General features: G+C 75.4%; 23 protein-coding genes. 18 read left to right on the forward strand and 5 right to left on the reverse strand.

The genetic code is table 11. The features are described 5' to 3' along the window. Nucleotides 1-194 precede the first annotated feature (194 nt). The 6 genes from ACFQ8Y_RS10880 (at nucleotide 195) to ACFQ8Y_RS10905 (ending at nucleotide 7,302) form a co-directional block, all read left to right on the forward strand. A complete protein-coding gene (locus ACFQ8Y_RS10880) occupies nucleotides 195-2,483 on the forward strand; it encodes a primosomal protein N' (RefSeq protein ID WP_430585452.1) in 2,289 nt (762 codons plus the stop codon). Beyond that, entirely contained in the window at nucleotides 2,483-3,109 is a 627-nt protein-coding gene (locus ACFQ8Y_RS10885) for an HAD family hydrolase (protein ID WP_430551873.1), read from the forward strand. The genes ACFQ8Y_RS10880 and ACFQ8Y_RS10885 overlap by 1 nt, the downstream gene beginning before the upstream one ends. 54 nt (nucleotides 3,110-3,163) lie before the next feature. After that, nucleotides 3,164-4,147 (forward strand): methionyl-tRNA formyltransferase, encoded by a 984-nt coding sequence (fmt, locus tag ACFQ8Y_RS10890; protein WP_430585453.1) that lies wholly within the window; start codon nucleotides 3,164-3,166, stop codon nucleotides 4,145-4,147. After that, nucleotides 4,144-5,688, forward strand: a complete 1,545-nt coding sequence (locus ACFQ8Y_RS10895) for an RsmB/NOP family class I SAM-dependent RNA methyltransferase (RefSeq protein WP_430585454.1) — start codon at nucleotides 4,144-4,146, stop codon at nucleotides 5,686-5,688. Before fmt ends, ACFQ8Y_RS10895 begins: the two co-directional genes overlap by 4 nt. Before the next feature lie 97 nt (nucleotides 5,689-5,785). Further along, nucleotides 5,786-6,028 (forward strand): helix-turn-helix transcriptional regulator, encoded by a 243-nt coding sequence (locus tag ACFQ8Y_RS10900; protein ID WP_430562524.1) that lies wholly within the window; start codon nucleotides 5,786-5,788, stop codon nucleotides 6,026-6,028. Further along, on the forward strand, nucleotides 6,025-7,302 hold the full coding sequence (locus ACFQ8Y_RS10905; RefSeq protein WP_430585455.1) for a type II toxin-antitoxin system HipA family toxin: 1,278 nt from the start codon (nucleotides 6,025-6,027) through the stop codon (nucleotides 7,300-7,302). The genes ACFQ8Y_RS10900 and ACFQ8Y_RS10905 overlap by 4 nt, the downstream gene beginning before the upstream one ends. A 66-nt stretch (nucleotides 7,303-7,368) precedes the next feature. Here ACFQ8Y_RS10905 and ACFQ8Y_RS10910 read toward each other — a convergent pair whose 3' ends face one another. Further along, nucleotides 7,369-7,929, reverse strand: a complete 561-nt coding sequence (locus ACFQ8Y_RS10910; RefSeq protein WP_430562522.1) for a GNAT family N-acetyltransferase — start codon at nucleotides 7,927-7,929, stop codon at nucleotides 7,369-7,371. Nucleotides 7,930-7,967: 38 nt separating this feature from the next. Between ACFQ8Y_RS10910 and rpe the strand changes: the two genes are divergently transcribed. The 4 genes from rpe (at nucleotide 7,968) to ACFQ8Y_RS10930 (ending at nucleotide 10,498) form a co-directional block, all read left to right on the forward strand. Then, nucleotides 7,968-8,630 (forward strand): ribulose-phosphate 3-epimerase, encoded by a 663-nt coding sequence (rpe, locus tag ACFQ8Y_RS10915; RefSeq protein WP_430585456.1) that lies wholly within the window; start codon nucleotides 7,968-7,970, stop codon nucleotides 8,628-8,630. A gap of 145 nt (nucleotides 8,631-8,775) precedes the next feature. Beyond that, entirely contained in the window at nucleotides 8,776-9,039 is a 264-nt protein-coding gene (locus ACFQ8Y_RS10920) for a phosphoribosyl-ATP diphosphatase (RefSeq protein WP_079575216.1), read from the forward strand. Nucleotides 9,040-9,141: 102 nt separating this feature from the next. After that, nucleotides 9,142-9,990, forward strand: coding sequence for an ATP phosphoribosyltransferase (gene hisG, locus ACFQ8Y_RS10925; protein ID WP_430551880.1), 849 nt, complete (start codon nucleotides 9,142-9,144; stop codon nucleotides 9,988-9,990). 61 nt (nucleotides 9,991-10,051) lie between these two features. Further along, nucleotides 10,052-10,498 carry a PH domain-containing protein gene (locus ACFQ8Y_RS10930; RefSeq protein WP_430551881.1) on the forward strand — a complete coding sequence of 149 codons (447 nt, stop codon included), beginning with the start codon at nucleotides 10,052-10,054 and terminating at the stop codon, nucleotides 10,496-10,498. 89 nt (nucleotides 10,499-10,587) lie between these two features. Here ACFQ8Y_RS10930 and ACFQ8Y_RS10935 read toward each other — a convergent pair whose 3' ends face one another. Beyond that, complete coding sequence (locus ACFQ8Y_RS10935) at nucleotides 10,588-12,465, reverse strand: DEAD/DEAH box helicase (RefSeq protein WP_430585457.1); 1,878 nt, start codon at nucleotides 12,463-12,465, stop codon at nucleotides 10,588-10,590. A 236-nt stretch (nucleotides 12,466-12,701) separates the two neighbouring features. Here ACFQ8Y_RS10935 and ACFQ8Y_RS10940 point away from each other — a divergent pair, with 236 nt between their 5' ends. The 8 genes from ACFQ8Y_RS10940 to ACFQ8Y_RS10975 all read left to right on the forward strand — a co-directional run bounded on the left by ACFQ8Y_RS10940 (nucleotide 12,702) and on the right by ACFQ8Y_RS10975 (nucleotide 18,917). After that, entirely contained in the window at nucleotides 12,702-13,313 is a 612-nt protein-coding gene (locus tag ACFQ8Y_RS10940) for a CDP-alcohol phosphatidyltransferase family protein (protein WP_430562519.1), read from the forward strand. Beyond that, nucleotides 13,310-14,290 carry a DUF881 domain-containing protein gene (locus ACFQ8Y_RS10945; protein WP_430585458.1) on the forward strand — a complete coding sequence of 327 codons (981 nt, stop codon included), beginning with the start codon at nucleotides 13,310-13,312 and terminating at the stop codon, nucleotides 14,288-14,290. Before ACFQ8Y_RS10940 ends, ACFQ8Y_RS10945 begins: the two co-directional genes overlap by 4 nt. Then, complete coding sequence (locus ACFQ8Y_RS10950; protein ID WP_079575212.1) at nucleotides 14,287-14,619, forward strand: small basic family protein; 333 nt, start codon at nucleotides 14,287-14,289, stop codon at nucleotides 14,617-14,619. The genes ACFQ8Y_RS10945 and ACFQ8Y_RS10950 overlap by 4 nt, the downstream gene beginning before the upstream one ends. A 7-nt stretch (nucleotides 14,620-14,626) precedes the next feature. Beyond that, on the forward strand, nucleotides 14,627-15,988 hold the full coding sequence (locus tag ACFQ8Y_RS10955; RefSeq protein WP_430585459.1) for a DUF881 domain-containing protein: 1,362 nt from the start codon (nucleotides 14,627-14,629) through the stop codon (nucleotides 15,986-15,988). Between the two features lie 210 nt (nucleotides 15,989-16,198). Next, nucleotides 16,199-16,675, forward strand: coding sequence for an FHA domain-containing protein (locus ACFQ8Y_RS10960; RefSeq protein WP_430551886.1), 477 nt, complete (start codon nucleotides 16,199-16,201; stop codon nucleotides 16,673-16,675). Next, entirely contained in the window at nucleotides 16,672-17,415 is a 744-nt protein-coding gene (locus ACFQ8Y_RS10965; protein ID WP_430551887.1) for a MerR family transcriptional regulator, read from the forward strand. Before ACFQ8Y_RS10960 ends, ACFQ8Y_RS10965 begins: the two co-directional genes overlap by 4 nt. Nucleotides 17,416-17,533: 118 nt before the next feature. Further along, the gene (locus tag ACFQ8Y_RS10970; RefSeq protein WP_430552014.1) at nucleotides 17,534-18,067 is read left to right on the forward strand and encodes a bifunctional nuclease family protein; all 534 of its coding nucleotides are present in this window, start codon (nucleotides 17,534-17,536) and stop codon (nucleotides 18,065-18,067) included. 262 nt (nucleotides 18,068-18,329) lie between these two features. Then, nucleotides 18,330-18,917 (forward strand): MerR family transcriptional regulator, encoded by a 588-nt coding sequence (locus tag ACFQ8Y_RS10975; RefSeq protein ID WP_430551888.1) that lies wholly within the window; start codon nucleotides 18,330-18,332, stop codon nucleotides 18,915-18,917. A 6-nt stretch (nucleotides 18,918-18,923) separates the two neighbouring features. On the opposite strand, the gene ACFQ8Y_RS10980 is transcribed toward ACFQ8Y_RS10975, so the two are convergent. From ACFQ8Y_RS10980 to ACFQ8Y_RS10990, 3 genes are read right to left on the reverse strand one after another with little or no spacing between them, the layout of a single operon-like run. After that, nucleotides 18,924-20,201 carry a phosphatidylserine/phosphatidylglycerophosphate/cardiolipin synthase family protein gene (locus ACFQ8Y_RS10980; RefSeq protein WP_430551889.1) on the reverse strand — a complete coding sequence of 426 codons (1,278 nt, stop codon included), beginning with the start codon at nucleotides 20,199-20,201 and terminating at the stop codon, nucleotides 18,924-18,926. A gap of 5 nt (nucleotides 20,202-20,206) precedes the next feature. After that, nucleotides 20,207-21,373, reverse strand: a complete 1,167-nt coding sequence (locus ACFQ8Y_RS10985; protein ID WP_430585460.1) for a tyrosine-type recombinase/integrase — start codon at nucleotides 21,371-21,373, stop codon at nucleotides 20,207-20,209. 34 nt (nucleotides 21,374-21,407) lie between these two features. Further along, on the reverse strand, nucleotides 21,408-23,099 hold the full coding sequence (locus ACFQ8Y_RS10990) for an FAD-dependent monooxygenase (RefSeq protein ID WP_430585461.1): 1,692 nt from the start codon (nucleotides 23,097-23,099) through the stop codon (nucleotides 21,408-21,410). Nucleotides 23,100-23,107: the final 8 nt, after the last annotated feature.

Genomic DNA, 23,107 nt, shown 5'->3' on the forward strand with positions numbered 1-23,107 from the left:
TCCTTCGCGCGGACGCGTTCACGGGCGCCAGGGCGCCCTCCACTTCGGGAGGGATACGTCCGCGCGAAGGAAGCATCCCGCCACGCTCGATCTTCGTCAGGCGGTGTCGCATCGCCGCGGCCTCGTCTCACGTCGTCACGGGAACCGTAGGGGGCTGTGCTGGTGGCGTGGGCGGGGCGTGATGGGATGGCCTCGTGACTGAGACCTCCGAGCCCGAGCAGCCCGCGCTGCTCGGGCTCGACGACGTCGCGGCCCCGCGTGACGCCGCGACGAAGGGGCGCCGCAAGCCCGGGACGGGCGGCAAGGCTGGCAAGGCGGCCCTGGGCGCGACGCCGGTGGCCGACGAGCTGCCCGTCGCGCGGGTGGTGCTCGACCTGCAGCCCGCGCACCTGGACCGCCCGTACGACTACCTGGTGCCCGCCCCCATGGCCGACGACGCCCGGCCGGGGGTGCGGGTGCGGGCCCGGTTCGGGCCGCAGGAGGTGGCGGGCTACGTCGTGGAGCGTCGGGAGACGTCCGACCACGAAGGGCGGCTCGTGCCGCTCAAGCGACTGGTCTCGGCCGACCCGGTGCTGTCGGAGCCGGTGCTGCGGCTGGCCCGCGCCGTCGCGGACCGGTACGCGGGCACCCTCGCCGACGTGCTGCGCCTCGCGGTGCCGCCCCGGCACGCGCGGGTCGAGAAGGAGGTGCTGGCCTCCCTGGCGGAGCCCGTCGAGGAGGCGGGACAGGACGGCACGGACGGCACGGACGACGCGGGTGACGCCCGGGACCGCCCCCAGGAGGCCTCTGACGGCGTTCAGAGCGACTCCGGGGCGCCCGCCGGAGACCTGGCGGTGCCGCGGCCCGTTCGTCCCGTGGCGGCGGGCTCCGTGGCGGCGTGGGAGTCGTACCTCGGCGGGGAGGCGTTCTGCCGCCACCTGCTGGCCGGGCAGGCGCCGCGGGCCGTCTGGACGCCGCTGCCCGGTCTGGCGCCGCCGACCGACGACGGGCCGGCCCACGTGCCGCACTGGGCGGCCGGCGTCGCGCAGGCGGCCCGCGCCACCGTGGCCGGAGGGCGGCGCGCCCTCGTCGTCGCCCCCGACGCCCGGGACGTCGAGCGCGTCGTCGACGCCCTGGGCGAGGCCGGGCTCGACGACGTCGTGCGTCTCCTCGCCGACGACGGCCCCGCACCCCGCTACCGCGCGTTCCTGCGCGCCCGGCACGGCCTGGCGGACGTCGTCGTCGGGACGCGCGCCGCCATGTTCGCCCCGGTGCCGGACCTCGGGCTCGTCGTGCTCTGGGGCGACGGGGAGGACACGCTCGCGGAGCCGCACGCCCCCTACCCGCACGCCCGCGACGTGCTCGCCCTGCGCAGCGACCTGGAGTCCGCGGCGTACCTGCTGGCGTCGCCGGGCCGGACCGTGCAGGCGCAGGCGCTGCTGGCGTCCGGGTGGGCGCGCGAGATCGCCGCGCCCCGCGACGTGCTGCGCGCCCGCGCACCCCGCGTGCGCGCGCTCACGTCGGTCGAGCTCGCCGCCGAGGGGCCGGGCGCGGCCGCGCGGCTGCCGACCGCCGCCTGGCGGGCCGCCCGCGACGGGCTGACCCGTGGACCCGTCCTCGTGCAGGTGCCGCGCACCGGCTACCTGCCCGTCGTGGCCTGCGCGCGGTGCCGGACCGCCGCCCGGTGCGCCGCGTGCCACGGGCCCCTCGGCATGACCCGCACCGGCAGCGCACCGCAGTGCTCCTGGTGCGGCCGCCTCGCCGGCGGCTGGCGCTGCGAGGAGTGCGGCGACACCCGGCTGCGCGCCGTCCGCGTCGGGTCGGACCGGACGGCGGAGGAGCTCGGCCGGGCGTTCGCGGGCACGCCCGTGCGGGTGTCCGCGTCCTCCGCGCCCGCCGGGGTGCTCGACCGGGTCGGTGGGGAGCCGGCGCTCGTCGTCGCGACGCCCGGCGCGGAGCCCGTCGCCGACGGCGGGTACGCCGTCGCGCTCCTGCTCGACGCCGCCGTCGCGACCGCGGGCACCGGGCTCGCCACTGCCACGGAGGCGCTGCACCGCTGGCTCGCCGCCGCGGCCCTCGTGCACCCCGCCCGCGCCGGCGGGCAGGTGCTCCTCGTCGGGGACGCCGCTCCCGCCCCGACCGGGGCGCTCGTGCGCTACGACCCCGGGGGCCTGGCCGACCGGGAGCTCGCCGAGCGCCGCGAGCTCGCGTTGCCGCCCGCGGTCCGCGTCGCGGCCGTCTCCGGCGACCGGGGGGCGGTGGACGCGGTCGTCGGCCGCGTCGCGCTCGCGGGGCCCGACACCGTCCTCGGCCCCGTCGAGCAGCCTGACGCCGACCCGCGGCGCGGAGCCACCCTCGAGCCCCAGGTGCGCACCGTGCTGCGCGTCCCCCTCGCCCAGGGGGGCGAGCTCGCCGCCCAGCTGCGCGCCTCCCTCGCCGTCCGGTCCGCTCGGCGCGAGGGTGGCGTGGTCCGCGTGCAGGTCGACCCGAAGGAGATGCTCTGATGGCCCTCGCCCCCGCCGGGGCCCCCGTCGACACCGTGGTGCTCGACTTCGGCAACGTGCTCGTCGGGTGGGACCCCTACGGGGCGTTCCCCGGCCGGCCGCGCGCCGAAGTGGCCGGCTGGATGGCGGAGATCGACTTCCCGGCGTTTAACCTCGCCCAGGACGCCGGCCGCAGCTGGGCCGACGCTCGCGCGACCCTCGACGACCGTCCCCACCTGCAGCCCCTCCTGGACGAGTACGTGGCGGGCTTCCCCGGGACGCTGACCGGCCCCGTCCCCGGCTCGGCGGAGCTCGTCGAGGAGCTCGGTGCCGCGGGCGTGCGCCTCCTCGGGCTCACCAACTGGTCCGCCGAGCTGTTCCGGCACGCCGCCGGCGCCGCCCCCGCCACGACCCGCCTGGAGCACGTCGTCGTCTCCGGGCGTGTGGGGCTCGCGAAGCCCGACCCGGCGATCTTCCGTCACCTGGCCGCGACGCACGACGTCGATCCCGCCCGCGCCGTCTTCGTGGACGACGGCCCCGCCAACGTCGCCACCGCCCGGCAGCTCGGCTTCCACGCCGTCCGCTTCACCGACACTCCGGCGCTGCGCGCCGCGCTGCGCTCCCTCGGGCTGCCCGTGCGGCGGTAGGCGGGCGCGTCCCGCCCGAGCCACGGCGCGTCGCCGCCCGACTACGATCGGGTGGTGCGCCTGCTCTTCGCCGGAACCCCCGACCCCGCCGTCCCGTCCCTGCGTGCCCTCCTGGCGTCGCGCCACGAGGTCGTGGGCGTCCTGACCCGGGCGGATGCCCCCGCCGGACGGGGCCGCCGCCTCGTGCCCAGCCCGGTGCGGCTCGCGGCCGAGGAGGCCGGGATCCCGGTCCTCACCGACCGCCCCCGCGGGGAGGAGTTCCTCAGCGTGCTGCGCGAGCTCGACGTCGACGCCGCCCCCGTCGTCGCGTACGGGCACCTGCTGCGCCCCGACGTGCTCGCCGTCCCGCGGCTCGGCTGGGTGAACCTGCACTTCTCCGTGCTGCCCGCGTGGCGCGGGGCCGCCCCCGTGCAGCACGCCGTGCTCGCCGGCGACGAGGTCACCGGTGCCACGACGTTCCTCCTCGACGAGGGCATGGACACCGGCCCGGTGCTCGGCACCGCCACCGAGACGATCCGCCCCCGCGACACCTCCGGCGACCTGCTCGGCCGCCTCGCGACCAGCGGCGCGGAGCTGCTCGTCGCCACCCTCGACGCGCTCGAGGACGGCACCCTCGCCCCCCAGGCGCAACCGCCCGACGGCGTCTCCCTCGCACCGAAGGTCACGACCGACGACGCCCGCGTCCGCTGGGACGACCCGGCCCTCGCCGTCGACCGCCGTGTCCGCGCCGTCACGCCCGCCCCGGGGGCCTGGACCACCTTGCCCCCCACCTCGGGGCTCGACGCCGCCCCCGGCGCCCGCCTCGGCCTCGGTCCCGTCACCCCGCGACCCGACGTCACCGACCTCGCCCCCGGCGAGGTGCGCGCCGGCAAGAAGGAGGTCCTCGTCGGGACCGCCACGCACGCCGTCGCCCTCGGGCACGTGCAGCCCGTGGGCAAGAAGCCGATGCCCGCCGCCGACTGGGCCCGCGGTGCGCGCGGCCTCTTCACCGGTGCCACCGGGGACGCCTCCCTGCGGCTCGGGCAGGACGCCCGATGAGCGCGGACCGCCGGGACGAGCGTCGCGACTCCGCCCGCAACAGCAAGGGCCGCCAGCGCGGCGCCGCCCGCTCGCGCGGCGAGACGCACCGCAGCGCCCAGGCGCCCGGCGAGCGGCGGCGTCGCACCGACCCCGCCCGCACCGCCGCCTACGACGTCCTGCGCCAGGTGGACGGCTCCGACGCCTACGCCAACCTCGTGCTCCCGCCCCTGCTGCGCGAGCGCCGCGTCGCGGGCCGCGACGCCGCCTTCGCCACCGAGCTCGCGTACGGCACCCTGCGCCTGCGCGGTCGCTACGACGCGATCCTCGCCCGCTGCGTGACCCGCCCCCTGGACCAGCTCGACCCCGAGGTGCTCGACGTGCTCCGTCTCGGCGCGCACCAGCTCCTGGGGATGCGGGTGCCGTCCCACGCCGCCGTCTCCGAGACGGTCGCCCTCGCCCGTGACCGCGTGGGCGCCGGGCCCGCCCAGATGGTCAACGCCGTCCTGCGCGCCGTCGGGCGCACGTCCCTCGACGACTGGCTCACCCGCCTCGCCGACGAGGCACCCGACGCCGTCACCGGCCTCGCGACGGTCGGCTCCCACCCCGTGTGGATCGCCCGCGCCCTGCGCGAGGCGCTCGCGGGCCACGGCCGCAGCCCGGACGAGGTCGCCGACCTCCTCGACGCCGACAACACCGCCCCGCGCGTCACCCTCGTCGCCCGCCCCGGCCTCGCCGGCCCGGACGTCCTCCAGGAGCAGGCCGCCGACGCCGACGTCCGCCTCGACGCGGGCCGCTGGGCGCCCACCGCGCTCGTCCTCGCCGGCGGCAGCGACCCCGCCGCGCTGCCCGCCGTCGCCGACGCGCGCGCGGGGGTGCAGGACGAGGGCTCCCAGCTCGTCACCCTCGCCCTCGCGGACGCCCCGCTCGAGGGACCTGACGCCCGCTGGCTCGACCTGTGCGCCGGTCCGGGCGGCAAGGCCGCGCTCCTCGCGGCGCTCGCGGGGGAGCGGGGCGCCACCCTCGTCGCCAACGAGGTGCAGCCGCACCGAGCGCGCCTCGTCGAGCGAGCCCTGCGCGCCGTGCCCGGCGGCGTCGTGGAGCGCGTGCGCACGGGCGACGGGCGGGAGGTCGGCACCGAGGAGCCCGCCGCCTACGACCGGGTGCTCGTCGACGCCCCCTGCACCGGGCTCGGCGCCCTGCGCCGTCGCCCCGAGTCCCGGTGGCGCCGCACGCCGGCGGACCTCGGCACGCTGACCGTGCTGCAGCGCGAGCTGCTCGGTTCCGCCCTGGACGCGGTGCGTCCCGGCGGCGTCGTCGCGTACGTCACCTGCTCCCCGCACCTGGCGGAGACGCGGCTCGTGGTCGACGACGTGCTCCGCCGCCGCGACGACGCCGAGCGCATCGACTCCCGTGCGGCGCTGCGCGGCGTGCTCGTCCCGGGGGCGCAGCTCGACCTGGGCGCCGACGACGGGGGCGCGCAGGGGCTCGACGCCCAGCTGTGGCCGCACGTGCACGGCACCGACGCGATGCACCTCATGCTGCTGCGAAGGGTCCGCTGAACCGCCGGTCGCTGTCAGGAGATCCTTGCAAACTTTGGGATGCCGGAATATCCTTCCTGAGAGTTCGGGAAGAATAATCCGACAACAGGAGCCTGACATGACGCATCCCAGCCCCTGGACGCCGGCACGCAGCGCACGCGACCTCGGCCGCTTCGCCCGCACCGTCCGCCGCCGACGCGGCATCAGCCAGACGGCGCTCGCGGAGGAGCTGGGGCTGACGCGGCAGTACGTCTCCGAGGTCGAGGCGGGCGTGGACAACCTGTACATCACGCGCCTGTTCGAGATCTTCGACGAGCTCGGCATCGACGTGCGCCTCGCGGAGCGGGGGCGAGACGCGTGACCGAGATCGACGCCTGGCTCTACGGGGCACGGATCGCGCGCTTCGTCGCGCGTGACCTCGGGCGGGGGACGCCGCGGGTCGAGCTCGGGTGGGACGACGACGCGGCGCGGCGCTGGGGCGACGGCGCGCGGATCCTGTCGCACCTGCTCCCGATCGAGCCGGACGAGCGGCCCGCGCCGGCGCGCGTGGCCGCCTGGCTCGACGGCCTCATGCCGGAGGGGCGCGTCCGTGCCCACATGGCCATGGACGCGGGCGTGGACCCCGACGACCCGGTCGCGTTCTTCCGCGCCTACGGCGGCGACACGGTGGGCGCGCTGACGTTCGTCGAGGCGGGCGTCGTGCCCGAGCCGGAGTCGCGCCCCACCCGGCGTCTCGACGAGGCGGGCGTCGCCGCCCTCCTGCGCGAGAGCGTGGCCCGCGCCGGCGGGCAGGGGCGGGCGCAGCACCTCACCAGCTCCCTGCCGGGCATGGAGCCCAAGATCGGCCTCGTGCGCGACGAGCAGGGGTGGCTCCGGGCGTCACCCACCCAGCCCACGACGCACATCCTCAAGGTGGCGCGCGAGGCGGGCTCGCCCACGGCCGACCTCGTCGACACCGAGGCCGCCGCGCTCGACCTGGCCCGCCGCGTGGGCCTCACGTCGATCGACGCCGAGGTGGTCACGTTCGAGGACGTCCGGGCGATCGTCGTCTCCCGCTACGACCGAGTGCCCGACGCGGCCTCGCCGGGCGGCCAGCGGCGCGTGCACCAGGAGGACGCGGCCCAGGCCCTGGGCATCAACACCCGCGACCCGGAGCGCAAGTTCCAGCACGGCCGGACGCTGCCGTCGCTCGCCAGGATCGCCCGCGTGCTGCGCGAGGACGGTGCCCGGCCCGACCCGCTGCTCGCGCTCACCACCCTGAACCTGGCGGTCGGGAACACCGACGCCCACGCGAAGAACGTGTCGCTGCTGCGGCGCGAGGACGGCACCGTGGCGCTCGCCCCGGCCTACGACGTGTCCATGCACCTGCACCACGTGCACGCGTCGCGGGTCTTCGCGATGGACGTGTCCGGGGAGCGCGACATGGACCGCATCACGGCCGAGCACCTCGTCGCGGAGGGGGAGTCGTGGGGGCTGCCGCGCCGCCGCGCGCTGCGTGCCGTGGCGGCCACGCTCGACGGGTTGCGCACCGGCCTCGGGGAGATCGACCGCGACGCCCACCCGGGCGTGGGTCCGGACGCGTGGCGGACCGTGGAGGCCCGCACCGACGCGCTCCGCGCCGGGCTGCCCTCCTGAGGTGCTTCTCCTGAGGCGCTGTCCTGCTGAGGCGCGCGGCGCGCTCGTCAGGCGAGGGTGCGCTCGTCAGGCGAGGGTGCGCTGGAGCAGCGTGGTGCTCACGGAGCGGCCGTGCTTGACGCCGACGTCACGCAGCACACCGGCGACCTCGAAGCCGAACCGGCGGTGCAGGGGGAGCGAGCCGGCCGCCGCGGGGTCGTCGGCCACGACCGCCACGACCTGCCGCACGCCGGCGCGCGTGCAGGCCTCCAGCAGCGCGGTCATGAGCAGCGAGCCGACACCCCGGCCCTGGGCCGCGGGGGCGAGGTAGATCGTGTCCTCCACCGTGTAGCGGTAGGCGGCCTTGGGCCGCCAGGGGGCCGCGTACGCGTAGCCGACGACAGTCCCGTCGACCTCGGCCACGAGGAAGGGCAGGCCGCGGGCGTCCAGGTCCACGAGGCGCTGGCGCCAGGCGGCGACGTCGGGGGCCTGCTCGTCGAAGGTCACGGCCGTGCCGGTGACGTACGGCTCGAGGATCGCCGCGACGGCGGGCAGGTCGCCGACGACGGCGGCACGCACGACGGGCGGTGCGGCGACCGTCGACGCGGTCGACGGCGAAGGCTCGGCGGGGGAGGGGAGCGGTGGCACGGGGCGAGCGTAGTGGCTGCTCCGCCTACGCTGGGCGCATGCCTGCGCTGATCAACCCGAGCATCCTGTCGGCCGACTTCGCGAACCTCGAGCGGGACCTGGGCGCCATCGCCTCCGCCGACTACGCCCACGTGGACGTCATGGACAACCACTTCGTGCCGAACCTCACGCTCGGCCTGCCGGTCTTCGAGCGGTTGGTGCAGGTCTCTCCTGTGCCGCTCGACGCGCACCTGATGATCGAGGACCCGGACCGCTGGGCGCCGGCGTACGCGGAGGCCGGGGCGGCCTCGGTGACGTTCCACGCGGAGGCCGCCAACGCCCCGGTGCGCCTCGCGCGGGAGCTGCGGCGCCTGGGGGCACGGGCGGGCGTGGCGCTCCGGCCGGCCACGCCGGTGGAGCCGTTCCTCGACCTCCTGTCGGAGATCGACATGATCCTCGTCATGACCGTGGAGCCCGGCTTCGGCGGGCAGTCGTTCATCGACGGGACGCTGCCGAAGATCCGGCGGGCCCGGCAGGCGGTGGGGGAGTCGGGGCTGGACGTGTGGATCCAGGTCGACGGGGGAGTGTCGCGCGACACCATCGAGCGGGCTGCGGACGCGGGGGCGAACGTCTTCGTGGCGGGCTCCGCGGTGTACGGGGCCGCCGACGTCCCGGCGGAGATCGAGGCCCTGCGCGGGCTGGCGTCGGGCCACGCCCACTGAGCACCTCTCGCGGCTCGGCACGCAACGGCACCTCCCTCGACTCTCGGAAAAATAGTGTGCCAAGCGTCCTGAACACCCGAAGCTCACCGTCCCGAGGACCGGAACCCTGCCCGGAGCCCGGGGTCCCGGCGTCTAGGCTGAGCGGGTGAAGACGTTCGACTCCCTGTTCGCCGAGCTGACCGAGAAGGCCACGACCCGCCCCGCCGGGTCGGGGACCGTGGCCGAGCTGGACGCCGGCGTGCATGCGATCGGCAAGAAGATCGTGGAGGAGGCGGCCGAGGTCTGGATGGCCGCCGAGCACGAGACCGACGAGGCCGCCGCGGAGGAGATCTCGCAGCTGCTGTACCACCTGCAGGTGCTCATGCTGGCCAAGGGACTGACGCTCGAGGACGTGTACGCGCATCTGTGAGCGCCCGGACCGGGGCCGCACCGTCACGGTGCGGCCCCGTCGTCCGTCGCGCGCGCCCTGCCGCCCGACACGTCCCGTCCTGATCAGAACGAGGTAACCGCAGTGCTCCGTATCGCCGTCCCCAACAAGGGCTCCCTCTCCGTCCCGGCCTCCGACATGCTGCGCGAGGCCGGCTACCGCCAGCGTCGAGACACCCGCGAGCTCGTGCTCGCCGACCCCGACAACGGGGCCGAGTTCTTCTTCCTGCGCCCCCGCGACGTCGCGGTGTACGTCGGCTCCGGCACCGTCGACGTCGGTATCACCGGCCGCGACCTGCTGCTCGACTCTGGCGCCGACGCCGTCGAGCACCTGCCGCTGGGCTTCGCCGCGTCGACGTTCCGCTTCGCGGCGCCGGCGGGCACGATCACCGACGTCGACCAGATCGCCGGCCGCCGGGTGGCGTCGTCGTACGACACCCTGGTCCGCTCGTACCTGCGCGAGCGAGGGATCGAGCCGTCGGCCGTCGTGCACCTCGACGGCGCGGTGGAGAGCTCCGTGCGCCTGGGCGTCGCGGACGTCATCGCGGACGTCGTCGAGACGGGCACGACGCTGCGCGCGGCGGGGCTCGAGGTGTTCGGCGAGCCGATCCTGCGTTCCGAGGCGCTGCTCATCCGACGCAGCGACGTGGGGGAGCCGGCCGGGCTCGACGTGCTCACCCGCCGCCTCCAGGGCGTGATCACCGCGCACGAGTACGTGCTCATGGACTACGACGTGCCGATGGAGCTCGTCGACGCCGCGGTGGCGGTGACGCCCGGCTTCGAGTCGCCCACCGTGTCGCCGCTGCACAACGGCGAGTCGGCGGCGGTGCGGTCGATGGTGAAGCGCTCGGAGACCAACCGCGTGATGGACGCGCTGTACGAGGTGGGGGCGCGCGGCATCATCGTGACCTCCATCCACGCCAGCCGGCTGTGACCCTGCGGGTCGGCGCCCGCCGACCTGTCGAGCACGTGCAGGCGGTGGCAGCGTGGTGGGCATGAGCGCGTCACGCTTCCGCACCTTCCGGCCGCTGTGGGGCCAGGTCTCGGCCTGGTTCGTGTGGGTGGTCGCCGCGGTCGGCAGCGTGGTGGTCGGGCTCGGCTCGAACGGGCCGATGGGCGCGGCCGCGGTGAACAAGATCTCGTTCGTGGTCTTCGCGCTGGGCGTCACCTGGCTGCTGTGGCGGCTCGGCGGCGTGCACGCGGTGCCCTCGGAACAAGGGCTGCGGGTGCGCAACCTCGTACGGTCCCGGACGCTCGCGTGGCCGGAGATCGTCGAGGTACGGCTGGGCCCGAACGACCCGTGGGTGCGCCTCGACCTCGCCGACGGCGGCACGATCGCCGTGATGGGCATCCAGCGGGCGGACGGGGAGCGCGGGATGGCGGAGGCGCGGCGCCTGCGGTCCCTGGTCGTGAGCCTCGGCGAGGCACCGGACCGCACCTGACCGCGCCCGCCCCTGCCGGGGACGACGACGCCCCGCGAGCCGTACGGCTCGCGGGGCGTCGCGGTGTCTCGGGCCGGTGCCCGACGTCGTCAGACCGTGCGGGCCGGACGACGGTCGGTGCGGGGCCGCTCCGTGCGCGGGGCGCGCCGCTCCGGGGCGCCCTTGTCGACGGAGATCCGGAGGGCCTTGCCCGCGACGTGGGCACGCCCGATGCGGTTCATGTCGGCGTCGTCGAGCGGTCGCGAGATGTCGACCAGCGAGAAGTTGCCGAAGATGTCGATCTTGCCGATGTCGCTGCCCGACAGGCCGCCCTCGTGGGTGAGCGCCCCGACGATGCCGCGCGGCTGCGCGCCGTGCGTGTGCCCGACGGAGATGCGGTAGCGCGTGCCGGCGGCGGGACGACGGATGCCACGGCCACGGTCGTCGCGATCGCGGTCGGAGCGGGGGTGGCGGCCCGTGCGGTCGCCGTCCCGCTCGGTCCGCTCGGCGCGGTGGGTCTCGCGGGTGCGCCCGCCCTTGGCCTCGGCCCGCTCGCGCTCGTGCTCCTCCTGGGCGGCGCGCTGCTGGGGGCCGTCGTCCCCGACCGCGAGCGCCAGGAGGGCGGCCGCGACCTGCAGGGCGTCGTCGTCGGCCTCGACGGGGGCCGTCGTGCCGTCGGTGTCCTCGGCGGAAGCCGCCGCGGTGGCGGCGCGCTCCTGGAGCATCCGGGTGTACAGGTCGAGGCGGCCGGCCTCGATGCGGGTGCCGACGGCGTCGAGGAGGCGGCGGGCGCGGTGCTGGGAGACGTCGCGCGGCGAGGGGATCTCGACCTCGGCGAGCGTGGTCCGGATGGTCCGCTCGATGTGCTTGAGCTTGCCGCGCTCGTGGGGCGTGACGAACGACAGGGCGCGGCCGGTGCGCCCCGCGCGGCCGGTGCGGCCGATGCGGTGCACGTAGGCCTCGGGCTCGCGGGGGATGTCGAAGTTGACGACGAGGCCGATGCGGTCGACGTCGAGGCCGCGGGCGGCGACGTCGGTGGCGACGAGCACGTCGAGGGCGCCGGACTTGAGGCGCTCGACGATCTTCTCGCGCTCCTTCTGGGCGACGTCGCCGGAGATGGTGGCGGCGGAGGTGCCGCGCTCGACCAGGGCGGCGCCGACCTCCTCGGCGTCCTTGCGGGTGCGGGTGAAGACGATGGTGGCGTCGGCGTCGGAGGTGGCGAGCACCCGGACGAGGGAGCCGATCTTGTGCCGGAAGGGCACGACGGCGTAGGTCTGCTCGACGGTCGACACGGTGGACGACTGCCGGGAGACCGCGATCGCGACGGGGTCGGTGAGGTGGGTCTCGGCGACGGCGCGGATGGCGGGCGGCATGGTCGCGGAGAACAGCGCGACCTGTCGCTTGGTCGGGGCCTGGCCGAAGATCGTCTCGACGTCCTCGGCGAAGCCCATGCGGAGCATCTCGTCGGCCTCGTCGAGGACGAGGAACTTGACGCCGTCGAGGGAGAGGGTGCCGCGCTCCATGTGGTCCATGACGCGGCCGGGGGTGCCGACGACGACGTGCACGCCGTCGCGCAGGGCGCGCTGCTGGGGCTGGTAGGGGGAGCCGCCGTACACGGAGGTGACGCGCACCCCGGGCAGGTGGGTGGCGAAGGACTCGACGGCCTCGGCGACCTGGAGCGCGAGCTCGCGCGTGGGGGCGAGGACGAGCGCCTGCACGTGCCCGCCGGCGACGTCGGCCTGCGGGTCGAGGGCGGCGAGCAGCGGGATGCCGAAGGCGGCGGTCTTGCCGGTGCCGGTCTGGGCGACGCCGGTGATGTCGCGACCGGCGAGGAGCTCGGGGATGGCGCGCGCCTGGATGGGCGAGGGCGTCGTGAACCCGAGGTCGTCGACGGCGGCCTGCAGCGGTGCGGGGAGGCCGAGGTCGGCGAACGTCGGGTCCTGCCCGGTGTTCTGCTCGGTGGGCAGGGTGGAGTCAGGGGTGCTCAAGAGCGGTCACCGTTCTGTGGGTGGTGGGGGAGGAGTCCTGCACCGCCAGGGGCGGCGGGGCGGTCGCTCGGTCCCGGACACACACCAGCCCCGCTCTGAGCGGGGCACAACGAACACGCGGGAGGCACGACGAACTCCGAAGGTGCCCCCAGTCTACCGGCCGGTGCCGGATGAGGTCCGGCGGGTGCCGGTGAGTTCGGCCACTGGGCGCAGGGCGCGTGCGTAGGATGTGCCCCGTGCAGGAGGGCCAGGAGATCAGCAGCCGGGTCTTCACGATCCCGAACCTGGTGAGCTTGCTGCGCCTGGCGCTGGTGCCGGTGTTCGCGGTGCTGATCGTGGTGGGCGAGGACGTGTGGGCCCTCGCCGTCCTGGCCTTCTCCGGGTTCACGGACTGGCTGGACGGCGTGCTGGCGCGGCGCCTGCACCAGGTGACGCGGCTGGGCCAGATGCTGGACCCGGCGGCGGACCGTCTCTTCATCTTCGTCACGCTGGCGGGCCTCGCCTGGCGGGACGTGGTCCCGCTGTGGTTGCTGGTGCTGATCGTGGCGCGTGACGTGCTGCTGATGTGCCTCCTCCCGGTGCTGGCGCGGCACGGGTACGGCCCGCTGCCGGTGAGCTTCGTGGGCAAGGCCGGGACGTTCGCCCTGCTGTACGCGTTCCCCCTGCTCCTCCTGGCGACGATGCCGGGCGTGGTCGGCGCGGCGGCGCACGTCGTGGGCTGGGCGTTCACCTGGTGGGGCGTCGGCCTGTACTGGGTGGCGGGTGTCCAGTACGTGCGGCAGGCGCGCGTCCTGCTGGGGGCCGCGAGCGCCGGGCCGGACGCCCGGGGTACGGAGGGCGAGGCGTGACGGCGCCGGTGCGCACGCCGGCGCGCCGCCGCCCGGACGAGTCGATGACCCTGCTGGTCGAGGTGATGGAGAAGCCTCTGGACCCGGGGTACGCGGAGGAGGCCGAGCGGCGCGCCGAGGCGGCGCGGGCCGGGCGCCCGGCGGGGCGCCGGGGGCTTTCCGTCGTGCTCCTGCTGGTGCTCGCGGCCCTGCTGGGGTTGCTGACCGTGTCGGCGGCACGGCAGCTGCGAGCGCCCCAGGCCGAGGTGGCGGCGGCGCGCGAGGTGCTGGAGAACCAGATCGTGGACCGGCGCGGGGAGGTGGACGCGCTCCAGGCCCGGTCGGTGGCGCTGAGCGACGAGATCGAGGCGCTGCAGCACACCGCGCTCGCCAGCGAGGACCCGGGACTGTTGCAGACGCTGCAGCGCGACGGCGTGGTGAGCGGGTCGGCGGCCGTCAGCGGCCCCGGTCTGGTGGTCTCCCTGTCGGACGGCGACGCCGCGCAGTCGGCGTCGGATCCGGACGCGAGCGCCCGGGTGCGGGACGCGGACGTGCAGACCGTGGTGAACGCCCTGTGGGCGGCGGGCGCGGAGGCGATCTCGGTGGACGACCAGCGGCTGACGTCGCTGTCGGCGATCCGTAACGCGGGGGACGCCATCCTGGTGGATCTCGTGCCGCTGCCGGGGCCGACCTACGCGATCCGCGCGATCGGCGACCCCGACGACCTGCAGACCGCGTACGCTCGCTCCGGCGCCCCGGCGTACCTGCAGCTGTTGGGGTCGCGCTACGGGATCCAGTCGAGCGTGACCCCGCAGAGCGACCTGTCGCTGCCGGGCGTGGGGAACCAGACCCTGCGGTACGCGTCGACGTCGGGTGCGGGGGAGTCCTCGCAGCCGGGCGACGACGCCCAGGGGGCACCGCAGAGCACACGAGAGAGCACATCGCCGGGGACGTCGCAGGGGACGTCGTCGTCCGACACCGAGGAGGAACGCTCATGATCGCCGCGATCGGGCTCGTGATCGGCGTGATCGCCGGTCTGGTGCTGCAGCCGACCGTGCCGGTGGCGTTGCAGCCCTATCTGCCGATCGCGGTGGTGGCCGCCCTGGACGCCTTGTTCGGGGGCCTGCGCGCCAAGCTCGACGGGCTGTTCGACGACAAGGTGTTCCTGGTGTCGTTCTTGTCGAACGTGGTCGTGGCGGCGTTCATCGTGTTCCTCGGCGACCAGCTGGGCGTGGGTGCGCAGCTGTCGACCGCGGTCGTGGTGGTGCTGGGCATCCGGATCTTCTCGAACGCGGCGGCGATCCGCCGCCACCTGTTCAAGGCGTGAGCGGCGGATGAGCGACCCGAAGGGCGACCGCCCCGACACCCCCGAGTCCGCTGAGACGCCTGAGACGCCCGACGTGGTGTCCGGCGAGGGCGACGAGGACATGACCGCCGGGGCTGCGTCGTCGGCCGTCGAGGACGACGCCGCGGTGGCTGCCGCGAGCGCCGGGCCCCCGCAGGCCCCAGCCCCGCAGGAGGACCAGGCCTCGCAGGAGGAGCCTGTGCCCCCGGAGGCGCCCTCCCATGGCGTCCCGGCCGACGGTGACTCCATTGATCGGGACCTCACGGGCGAGGACTCCCCGCAGGGCGAGGCGGCCACGTCCTTGGAACCTGAGGTGGACGAGGGCGAGGCGGTGGGCCACGCCGAGCCGGCCGCCACCACGGAGGCGACCCGTGCGGGCGACTCGGACGACGAGCTCGAGCCGCCGGGGGAGCCGCTCGCCGTCGAGCCTGCGCCCGCGCCTGCGCCTGCGCCCGGACCGCCGGACGACGCCCCCGGTGACTCCGAGGACTCCGTGGACTCCGCAGGCACGGACGACCCCCCGGAGTCGGACGCCCCCGAGCCTGGCAGTGGCGAGCCGGCCGGCGCTGAGAACGGTGTCGACGACACGACCGAGCACGCGACCGCGAGCGCCGGGGCGGCGTCCGCCGCGCCGAGCGGGTGGCGCCGGCTCGGCGCGGCGCTGCGTCCCCGGGCGAGCCGATCCCAGGTGCTGGCGGGCGTGCTGTGCGCGGCGCTGGGGTTCGCGCTGGTGGTGCAGGTGCAGCAGTCGGCGTCGGACCAGCTCTCGTCCGCGCGCCAGGAGGACCTGGTGCGCCTGCTCGACGAGGTCACCGACCGGGCGCAGCAGCTCGGGGACGAGGTCTCGGGGCTGGAGGCGACGCGCGACGAGCTGGAGTCCGGCTCCGGGCAGGCGCGGTCGGCGCTCGAGCTCGCGGAGCAGCGTGCGGAGTCGGAGGGCATCCTGTCGGGGCGGCTGCCGGCGCAGGGCCCGGGGGTGCGCGTGACGATCCAGGACCCGGCCGGCGCGCTGAAGGCGTCGCAGATGTTCAACGTGCTGGAGGAGCTGCGCAACGCGGGCGCGGAGGTGGTCGAGCTCAACGGGGTGCGCCTGGTCACGTCCACCTGGTTCGAGGACGAGGGTGGCGCGATCGTGGTCGACGGGACCTCCCTCTCCTCCCCGTACGAGTGGACCGTCATCGGCGACCCGGAGACGATGGACCGCGCGCTGGAGATCCCCGGCGGCGCGCTCGCGACGGTGCGTACGGCGGGGGCGGAGGCGTCGACGGCGCGCGAGGACGAGGTGAAGATCACGGCGGTCACGCCACCGGGCGAGCCCGAGTACGCGCAGCCGGAGCGCGCGCGCGACTGACAGCGCGACCGACAGCCTCGCGAGGCGCGTCGGGACTGGTCCGACGGGCCGGCCGCCGGTGAGCGGGCTTCCCGCCCGTGCCCCGGTCGGGGTAGGTTTGTCGGACGACGGCGCACGTCGGACGCACAGTCGGCCATCCGGGGCCACCGGCTTCCCGGGCCCGGTCGGCAGCGTCGCCCGACCCACCGGCCCGACCTCACAGGAGGACTGATGACGGACCCCCGCCCTCTCCCGCCGCACCAGGCGGCCGCGGACACCACCGCGCACCTGGGGCGCGTGGGCGCGCCCGCGGAGGAGCAGGCGTTCCGGATCCCGCTCACCGCGGAGGAGGCCGCCGCCGTCGCGGCCCTGCCCCGGCACTCGGCGCTCCTCGTGGTGCAGTACGGCTCCGGCGCCGTGGGGGAGCGTTTCCTGCTGGACTCCGACCGCGCGGTCGCCGGCCGCAGCGAGCAGGCGGACATCTTCCTGGACGACGTGACCGTGTCGCGCAAGCATGCGGAGTTCGCCCGCGAGGGCGACCGGTTTGTGGTCCGGGACATCGGCTCCCTCAACGGCACGTACGTCAACCGGGAGCGCATCGACGCGGCGCCGCTGGTGACGGGTGACGAGGTGCAGATCGGCAAGTTCCGCATGTCGTTCCACGCCAGCCCGCAGGCGCCGCGGGACCCGCAGGCGCCCGCGTCGTGACGGCGGCGCAGGCCGCGCAGGGCGAGGAGCCCGCCGGCGCGCCGGAACCCTGGCCGCGGGGCATCTCGCGCCAGGCGACGATGCGGATCTCCGACGTGCTCGCCCAGCTGGGTCCGGAGTTTCCGTCGGTCTCCCACTCCAAGCTGCGGTTCCTCGAGGACCAGGGCCTGATCGACCCGGTGCGCACCCCGTCGGGCTACCGGCAGTACAGTCCCGCCGACGTCGAGCGCCTGCGGTTCGTGCTGACGGAGCAGCGGGACTCGTACCTGCCGCTGAAGGTCATCAAGGAGCGTCTCGCCGAGATGGACGCGGGGGAGCCCGCGCCCGGACCGGCGCCACGGCTCGCCGACGCGGGTGCCGCGGCCGAGGTGTCGCGACGGCGCTGGACCGTGGAGACCGTCGCGGAGGCGACCGGCACGACGGTCCGCTTCGTGCAGGAGCTGGTGTCCGCGGGCGTGCTGCAGTCCCGGGCGGGGAGCCGGTTGGACGACGGCGCCCCCGACGTGGTGCGGATCGCGGCCCGGCTCGCGGAGCACGGCATCGAGCCGCGCCACCTGCGGTCGTTGCGGGCGTCGGCGGACCGGCACGTGGGCCTGGTGGACCAGCTCGTGGCGCCCTACCGCAGCCAGCAGACCCCGTCGGCGCGCGCCCAGGGTGCGGAGCTCGCGGCGGAGGTGGGCGAGCTGCTCGCTCGCCTGCACTCGACGTGGGTGCGGCAGGGGACGGGCGACCTCGTCTGACCGGCCCTTCGCGATCCCTTCGCGTGCGGTCCCGATCCGGCGGGCCCCCCGGGCGACGTGCGGCACCTTGCGGACGTACCGTGGATCGGTGGAACCCGACGACGCGAGCGACGCACCGATGGTCCCGGTGGAGGTCCTCGGGGTGCGGCAGCAGCAGCACGACCAGGAGATCGTCGTGCTGCTCCTGGACGCCGCCGCGAACCTCGCCGTCCCCATCGTCATCGGGGCGCGCGAGGCGTCGGCCATCGCGATGGCGCAGGCGGGTCTCGTGACGCCGCGTCCGATGACGCACGACCTGCTGCGGGACCTTCTCGGCGCGGTGGGCGTGGAGCTCGAGCGGGTCGAGATCGTCGCGCTCGACGGCGGGGTGTTCTTCGCCGAGCTGGTCCTGTCGAACGGCACCCGGCTCGACTCGCGCGCCTCGGACGCGATCGCCCTCTCGGTGCGGACCGGGAGCCCGGTGCTCTGCTCGGCGGAGGTGGTGGCCGTCGCCGGCGTCGAGGTAGTGGACGTCGAGCAGCAGCGCGAGGTGGAGAAGTTCCGCGACTTCCTCGACCACGTGAACGCCGCCGACTTCACGGCCCCCGGGGGGCCGCACGAACCGGGCACGCCCCCGAACGGCGGCGAACGGCCGGACGACGCGCCTCCCTGACGTCGCGGGCCAGGACCGGGGCCGGCGAGCGACGCCCGCCACGCCCGGACGGACCCTCGACCTCCGGTCGAGGGTCAGACTCGGTTACCGTAGGAGCCGAACCCTCAAGTCGTGGTCGACGGTTGAGGGACGGGCGTGAGGCCCCTTCGTGGGGACAGGTTCGTGGGGGCAGGGCGGCGCGACACGCGGTCCCGCTCGGCGCCGACGTCGTTGACGACCCCCCGGGGGCGTCCTAGCGTGGAGTCCAACACCAGGAGGCACAGTGAACAGCAGCGGTGAGGCAAGCGTCCCCACGGGTGCTTCGGTGCCGCACGGCGCCCAAGGGCTCCTCTTCGGTGAGGACCTCACGGAGCAGGACGCCGCCACCGGGTACCGCGGCACCACGGCGTGCCGGGTCGCGGGGATCACCTACCGCCAGCTCGACTACTGGGCCCGCACGGGCCTCGTGGAGCCGTCCATCCGGCCCGCGACCGGCTCCGGGACCCACCGCCTGTACAGCTTCCGCGACATCCTCGTGCTCAAGGTGGTCAAGCGGCTCCTCGACACCGGGGTGTCGCTGCACCAGATCCGCAGCGCCGTCACCCACCTGCGGGAGCGCGGCGTCGAGGACCTGGCGCAGATCACGCTCATGAGCGACGGCGCGTCGGTGTACGAGTGCACGTCCCCCGACGAGGTCGTGGACCTCGTCCAGGGCGGCCAGGGAGTGTTCGGCATCGCCGTCGGCCGCGTGTGGCGCGACATCGAGGGCACCCTGTCCGAGATGCCGACCGAGTCCCTCGAGGACGAGGAGCCGGCCACGCACGAGGGCGACGAGCTCGCCGCCCGACGTCGCGCCCGTACCGCCGGCTGACCCCCCTCAGAGGAAGGGGCGCAGCGGCGACATCAGCCGCTCGGCGACCTTCGACAGCGGGTGCCGGCGCTGCCACTCGTCGCGGGTCAGCTCACGCGAGTTCGACTGGTCCATGCGGAACGCGTCCTCGAGCTGCCCCGCGAGGCCGACGTCCACGACCTCGAGGTTGATCTCGTAGTTGCCCGTGAGGCTCAGCCGGTCGATGTTCGCGGTGCCGACCGTGGTCCAGCGCCCGTCGATGGTCGCGGTCTTGGCGTGGATCATCGCCCCCTGGTAGAGGAAGATCCGCACGCCGCCGCGCAGCAGCGTCGAGTAGTGGCCACGGGCGAGCCAGTCGGCCACCACGTGGTTCGACCGCTCCGGCACGAGGACCCGCACGTCGACGCCGCGCGCCGCGGCCGCGAGGAGCCCTGCCTGGATGTCCTCGTCGGGGATGAAGTACGCCTGGGTGATGTACACGTGCGAGCAGGCGCGGTCGATCGCGTCGAGGTAGATGCCCCGGATGGGGAAGACCAGCTCCGAGGGCGCGTTCCGCGCCGCGCGCAGCTCGGGCAGCCACAGGGGGGAGCCGACGTCCTGCAGGACGGGCAGACGGGGGTCGCGCCACCGGTTCCAGAAGTCGACGAACGCGTTCCGCAGCTCCCACGCGGACGGGCCCGTGAGGCGCAGGTGCGTGTCCCGCCACTGCGTCGCGTAGAGGGAACCGATGTTGTAGCCGCCGACGAACGCCGTCTCGTCGTCGACGACGAGGATCTTGCGGTGGTCGCGGCCCGAGCGTCGGACGTCGAGCATCAGCAGCCCCGGACGCATCGCGGGGAAGCGCAGCACGTGCACGCCCGGCAGGTCGTAGAAGCGCCGGGAGATCACCAGGTTCGCGAAGCCGTCGTAGACGACGTAGACCGCGACGCCGCGGGCGGCCGCCTCCACGAGGGCCTGCTTGAACCGGCGGCCGACCTCGTCGTCCTTCCAGATGTACGTCTCCAGGAAGATCTCCCGCTGCGCACCGCGGATCGCCTCGAGCATCGCGTCGTAGAGGTCCGCGCCGTACGTGTAGAGCGTCGCGGTCGTGTCCTCGATCTCGGTGGACGACGGCGGGGCCGTGGGGAACGGCTCGTCGAGCGGGTACTGGTGCCGACGGAAGCGCTCGAGCCCCATCACCGTGGCGGCAGCAGCCACCGGGACCGCCGCGGCGAGCACCGCGCCCCGGGTCGTGTACCGGCGCAGGGCGGGCCAGTCGATCTGGACACGGACGGGCTTGCGGAGACGGGGGAAGCGAGGCGGCACGAGGCTCACGGTAGCCACGCCCCGTCACCACCGCGCGCCGAACTGTCGGGTACGTCGGTGATGTCACCCGCCGGGGCGGCCGGCGCCTCGGCCGCGGTCGTCGCGGGCCCGGCGAGGCCCGCGGACAACGGGTGCGACCGGATGGCCGCCGCGAGCTCGCCCTCGATCCGGTCGAGGTACACGCCGGTGGTGGCGATGGACCGGTGCCCGAGCAGCTCCGCGACGACCTTGACGTCCCAGCCCTCGGCCACCAGGAGCGTGGCGGTGGTGTGCCGGAGCGCGTGGGGGGTCGCCGGCCGACGGTAGGGGGCGGGCATCCGCTCGACGGCACGCGCGAGCAGGGCGCGCACCGCCTGCGTGTCGACGCGGCGGCCGCGCCAGGTGAGCAGCAGGGCACGCTGCGCGTCCGGGTCGTCGGGCCGCCGGGCGGCGAGCCGGGGCCGCAGCTCGGTCAGGTACTCCTCGAGCGCCGCCGCCAGGGGTGCGGAGAGCGCGACCGTGCGGATCGACCCGCCCTTGCCGACGATCCGCCACCGCGTCTCCTCGGGCTCGCGCGTGAAGTCCGCGACGTCGGCGCGGGCCAGCTCCGAGACGCGCGGACCGAGGACCAGGAGCAGCGCGACGACCAGGCGGTCGCGCAGTGCCAGCGCCTGGTCCGACCGTGCGGCGCGTGTCCCGGCCCCCGCGGTGGCCGCGGGGGCGTGGGCCACCGCGGACGCCTGCAGCAGCGCGCCCGCCGCCGACGCCGACAACGCCGTGCGCTCCACCCGCAGGCGGTCCCGCGAACGGGCGGGGGGCGCCGCCCACTGCATCGGGTCCGCCTGGACCCAGCACTGCCGGGCCGCATGCGCGAAGAACCGGCTCACCGACTGCCGGAACCGGTTGACCGTGGCGACCGACCGCCCGGGTGCACCCTTGCGACCCGGGTCGCTGTACCGCCCGTCGGGGCTCGCCTGGTAGCGCACGAGCGCGTCGTCGACGTCCTCGCCGGTCACGTCGTCGAGCACGCGGTCGTCGCCGACCAGGGCCGCGAACTCCCGGACGTCCCGCTCGTAGCTGCGCGCCGTGGCAGGGGACAGGACTCCGCGCACGCTCTCCACCTGCACCGATGCGAGGTAGCGGTCGGCGGCCGCGGCCACGGTGAGGCGGTTCAGGCGGGGAGGGGTGACCACGGGGACAGGCTAGGCGGGCGCACCGACACGACCGTCAGGCGGCGACCGCCGCGCGTGCCCGCACGGCGCCGAGCAGGGCCGCGAGCGCCGAGGGGTCGTCGGGCAGCACGTCGCCGCGCCAGGCGACGTGCTGGTCCTGGCGTGCGATGGCGTAGCGCGTGACGTACGACGCGGGCACGAGGTCGTCGGGCACGACCGCCAGCTCGATCGGCAGGCCGGCGGACCGGGCGGCGGCCACCCAGTGGTCCCACCCGGCGTCGGGCGCGCCGGTGCGCCCTGCCACGACGAGCGTGTACCAGGGGCCGAGCCGGTCGTAGAGGGAGACGCCGTCGCCCAGCCAGACGTGCGGCAGGCGGCAGCCGGGGACGGTCGAGGGGGTGTAGCTGCCCATCGTGTAGTCGGGCGCGTCACCGTCGGGGACGATGATCGGGGACCCGGTGTAGGAGTACCCGAAGTTGAGCCCTGCGGCGGCGAACTGCTGGACGTTCAGGCGGTACGCCAGCTCGCCGAGCTCGCGGCGCGCGGCCTCGCCCGCGGCGTCGTCGGACTCGAGGTGGGCCGGGAGGTCGGTGGCGCCGATCTTGCGCAGGTGCCCCATGGCGAGGCGCGACACCTGGTCGGTGATCGGCTGCCGCTCGGCGGCGTAGGCGTCGAGGACCGCGTCGTCGGCCCACCCGGTCACGACGGCGCCGAGGAGCCACGCCAGGTTGAGGCCGTCGGCGATCCCGGCGTTCATGCCGTACCCGCCGTACGGCACCCACAGGTGTGCGGCGTCCCCGGCGAGGAAGACGCGACGGTCGCGGAAGGTGTCCGCGACGAGGCGGCGGGCGACCCAGTCCTCCTTCGAGAGGACCTCGTACGCGACGTCGTCGCCCAGCCCGAGGATGTCGCGGACGGCGCGGTCGCGGTCGACGGAGTCGTCTGCTGCCTCCTCGGGGGTCAGGTAGGTGTGCACGAGGAAGACGTCCCGACCGTCGATCGCGTAGACGTGCCCCTGCCGGCGAGGGTTGAAGACGTACACCCCCCACGCCGGGTCGGCGTCGACCTGGTCCGCCAGCCCGGGGACGCGGACGCACGTCGACTGGACGTGCTGGAGCACCGGGTCGCCGTGCAGGCGCGCCCCGATGGACTTGCGCACGAGGGAGCGGCCGCCGTCGGCCCCGACGAGGTAGCGCGCGCGCACGGTGACCTCCGTCCCGCCGTTCGGGCCCCGGAGCGTCGCCGTCACGCCGTCGTCGTCCTGGGCCACGCCCGTGCAGCGCGTGTCGTTGCGCAGGTCCACGTGGGGGAGCGCGGCGACGTGACGCTCGAGGATCGGTTCCAGGTAGCGCTGGTTGACCCGGTGCGGGGGCTCGGCCGTCTCCCACGTCGTGTCGGGGCCGGCTCCGTCGCCCCGGCGCCGGGCGGCCGCCGACGGGATCTCGATCCGCCCGAACTCGATCCCGGTCGCGCTGGTGCGGAACGCCACGTCCTGCGGGTGGTCGGCGGGCAGGCCCGCGGAGCGGACGGCGTCGGCGAGCCCCAGGCGGCGGAACGCCTCCATCGTGCGGGCGGAGACGTGGTTGCACTTGACGTTCGGCGGCTCCAGGAAGGGGCGGTCCTCGACGACGACCGTCGAGACGCCGCGGGAGTCCAGGTCGGCCGCCACCAGCAGGCCGACGGGCCCGCCGCCGACGATGACGACGTCCACGTCGTAGGGCTCGGGGAGCTCGGGGGAGCGGGTCATTCTCGTCC

The organism is Isoptericola sp. NPDC056605, assembly GCF_042792795.1.
In the GTDB taxonomy this organism is placed as follows: domain Bacteria; phylum Actinomycetota; class Actinomycetes; order Actinomycetales; family Cellulomonadaceae; genus Isoptericola.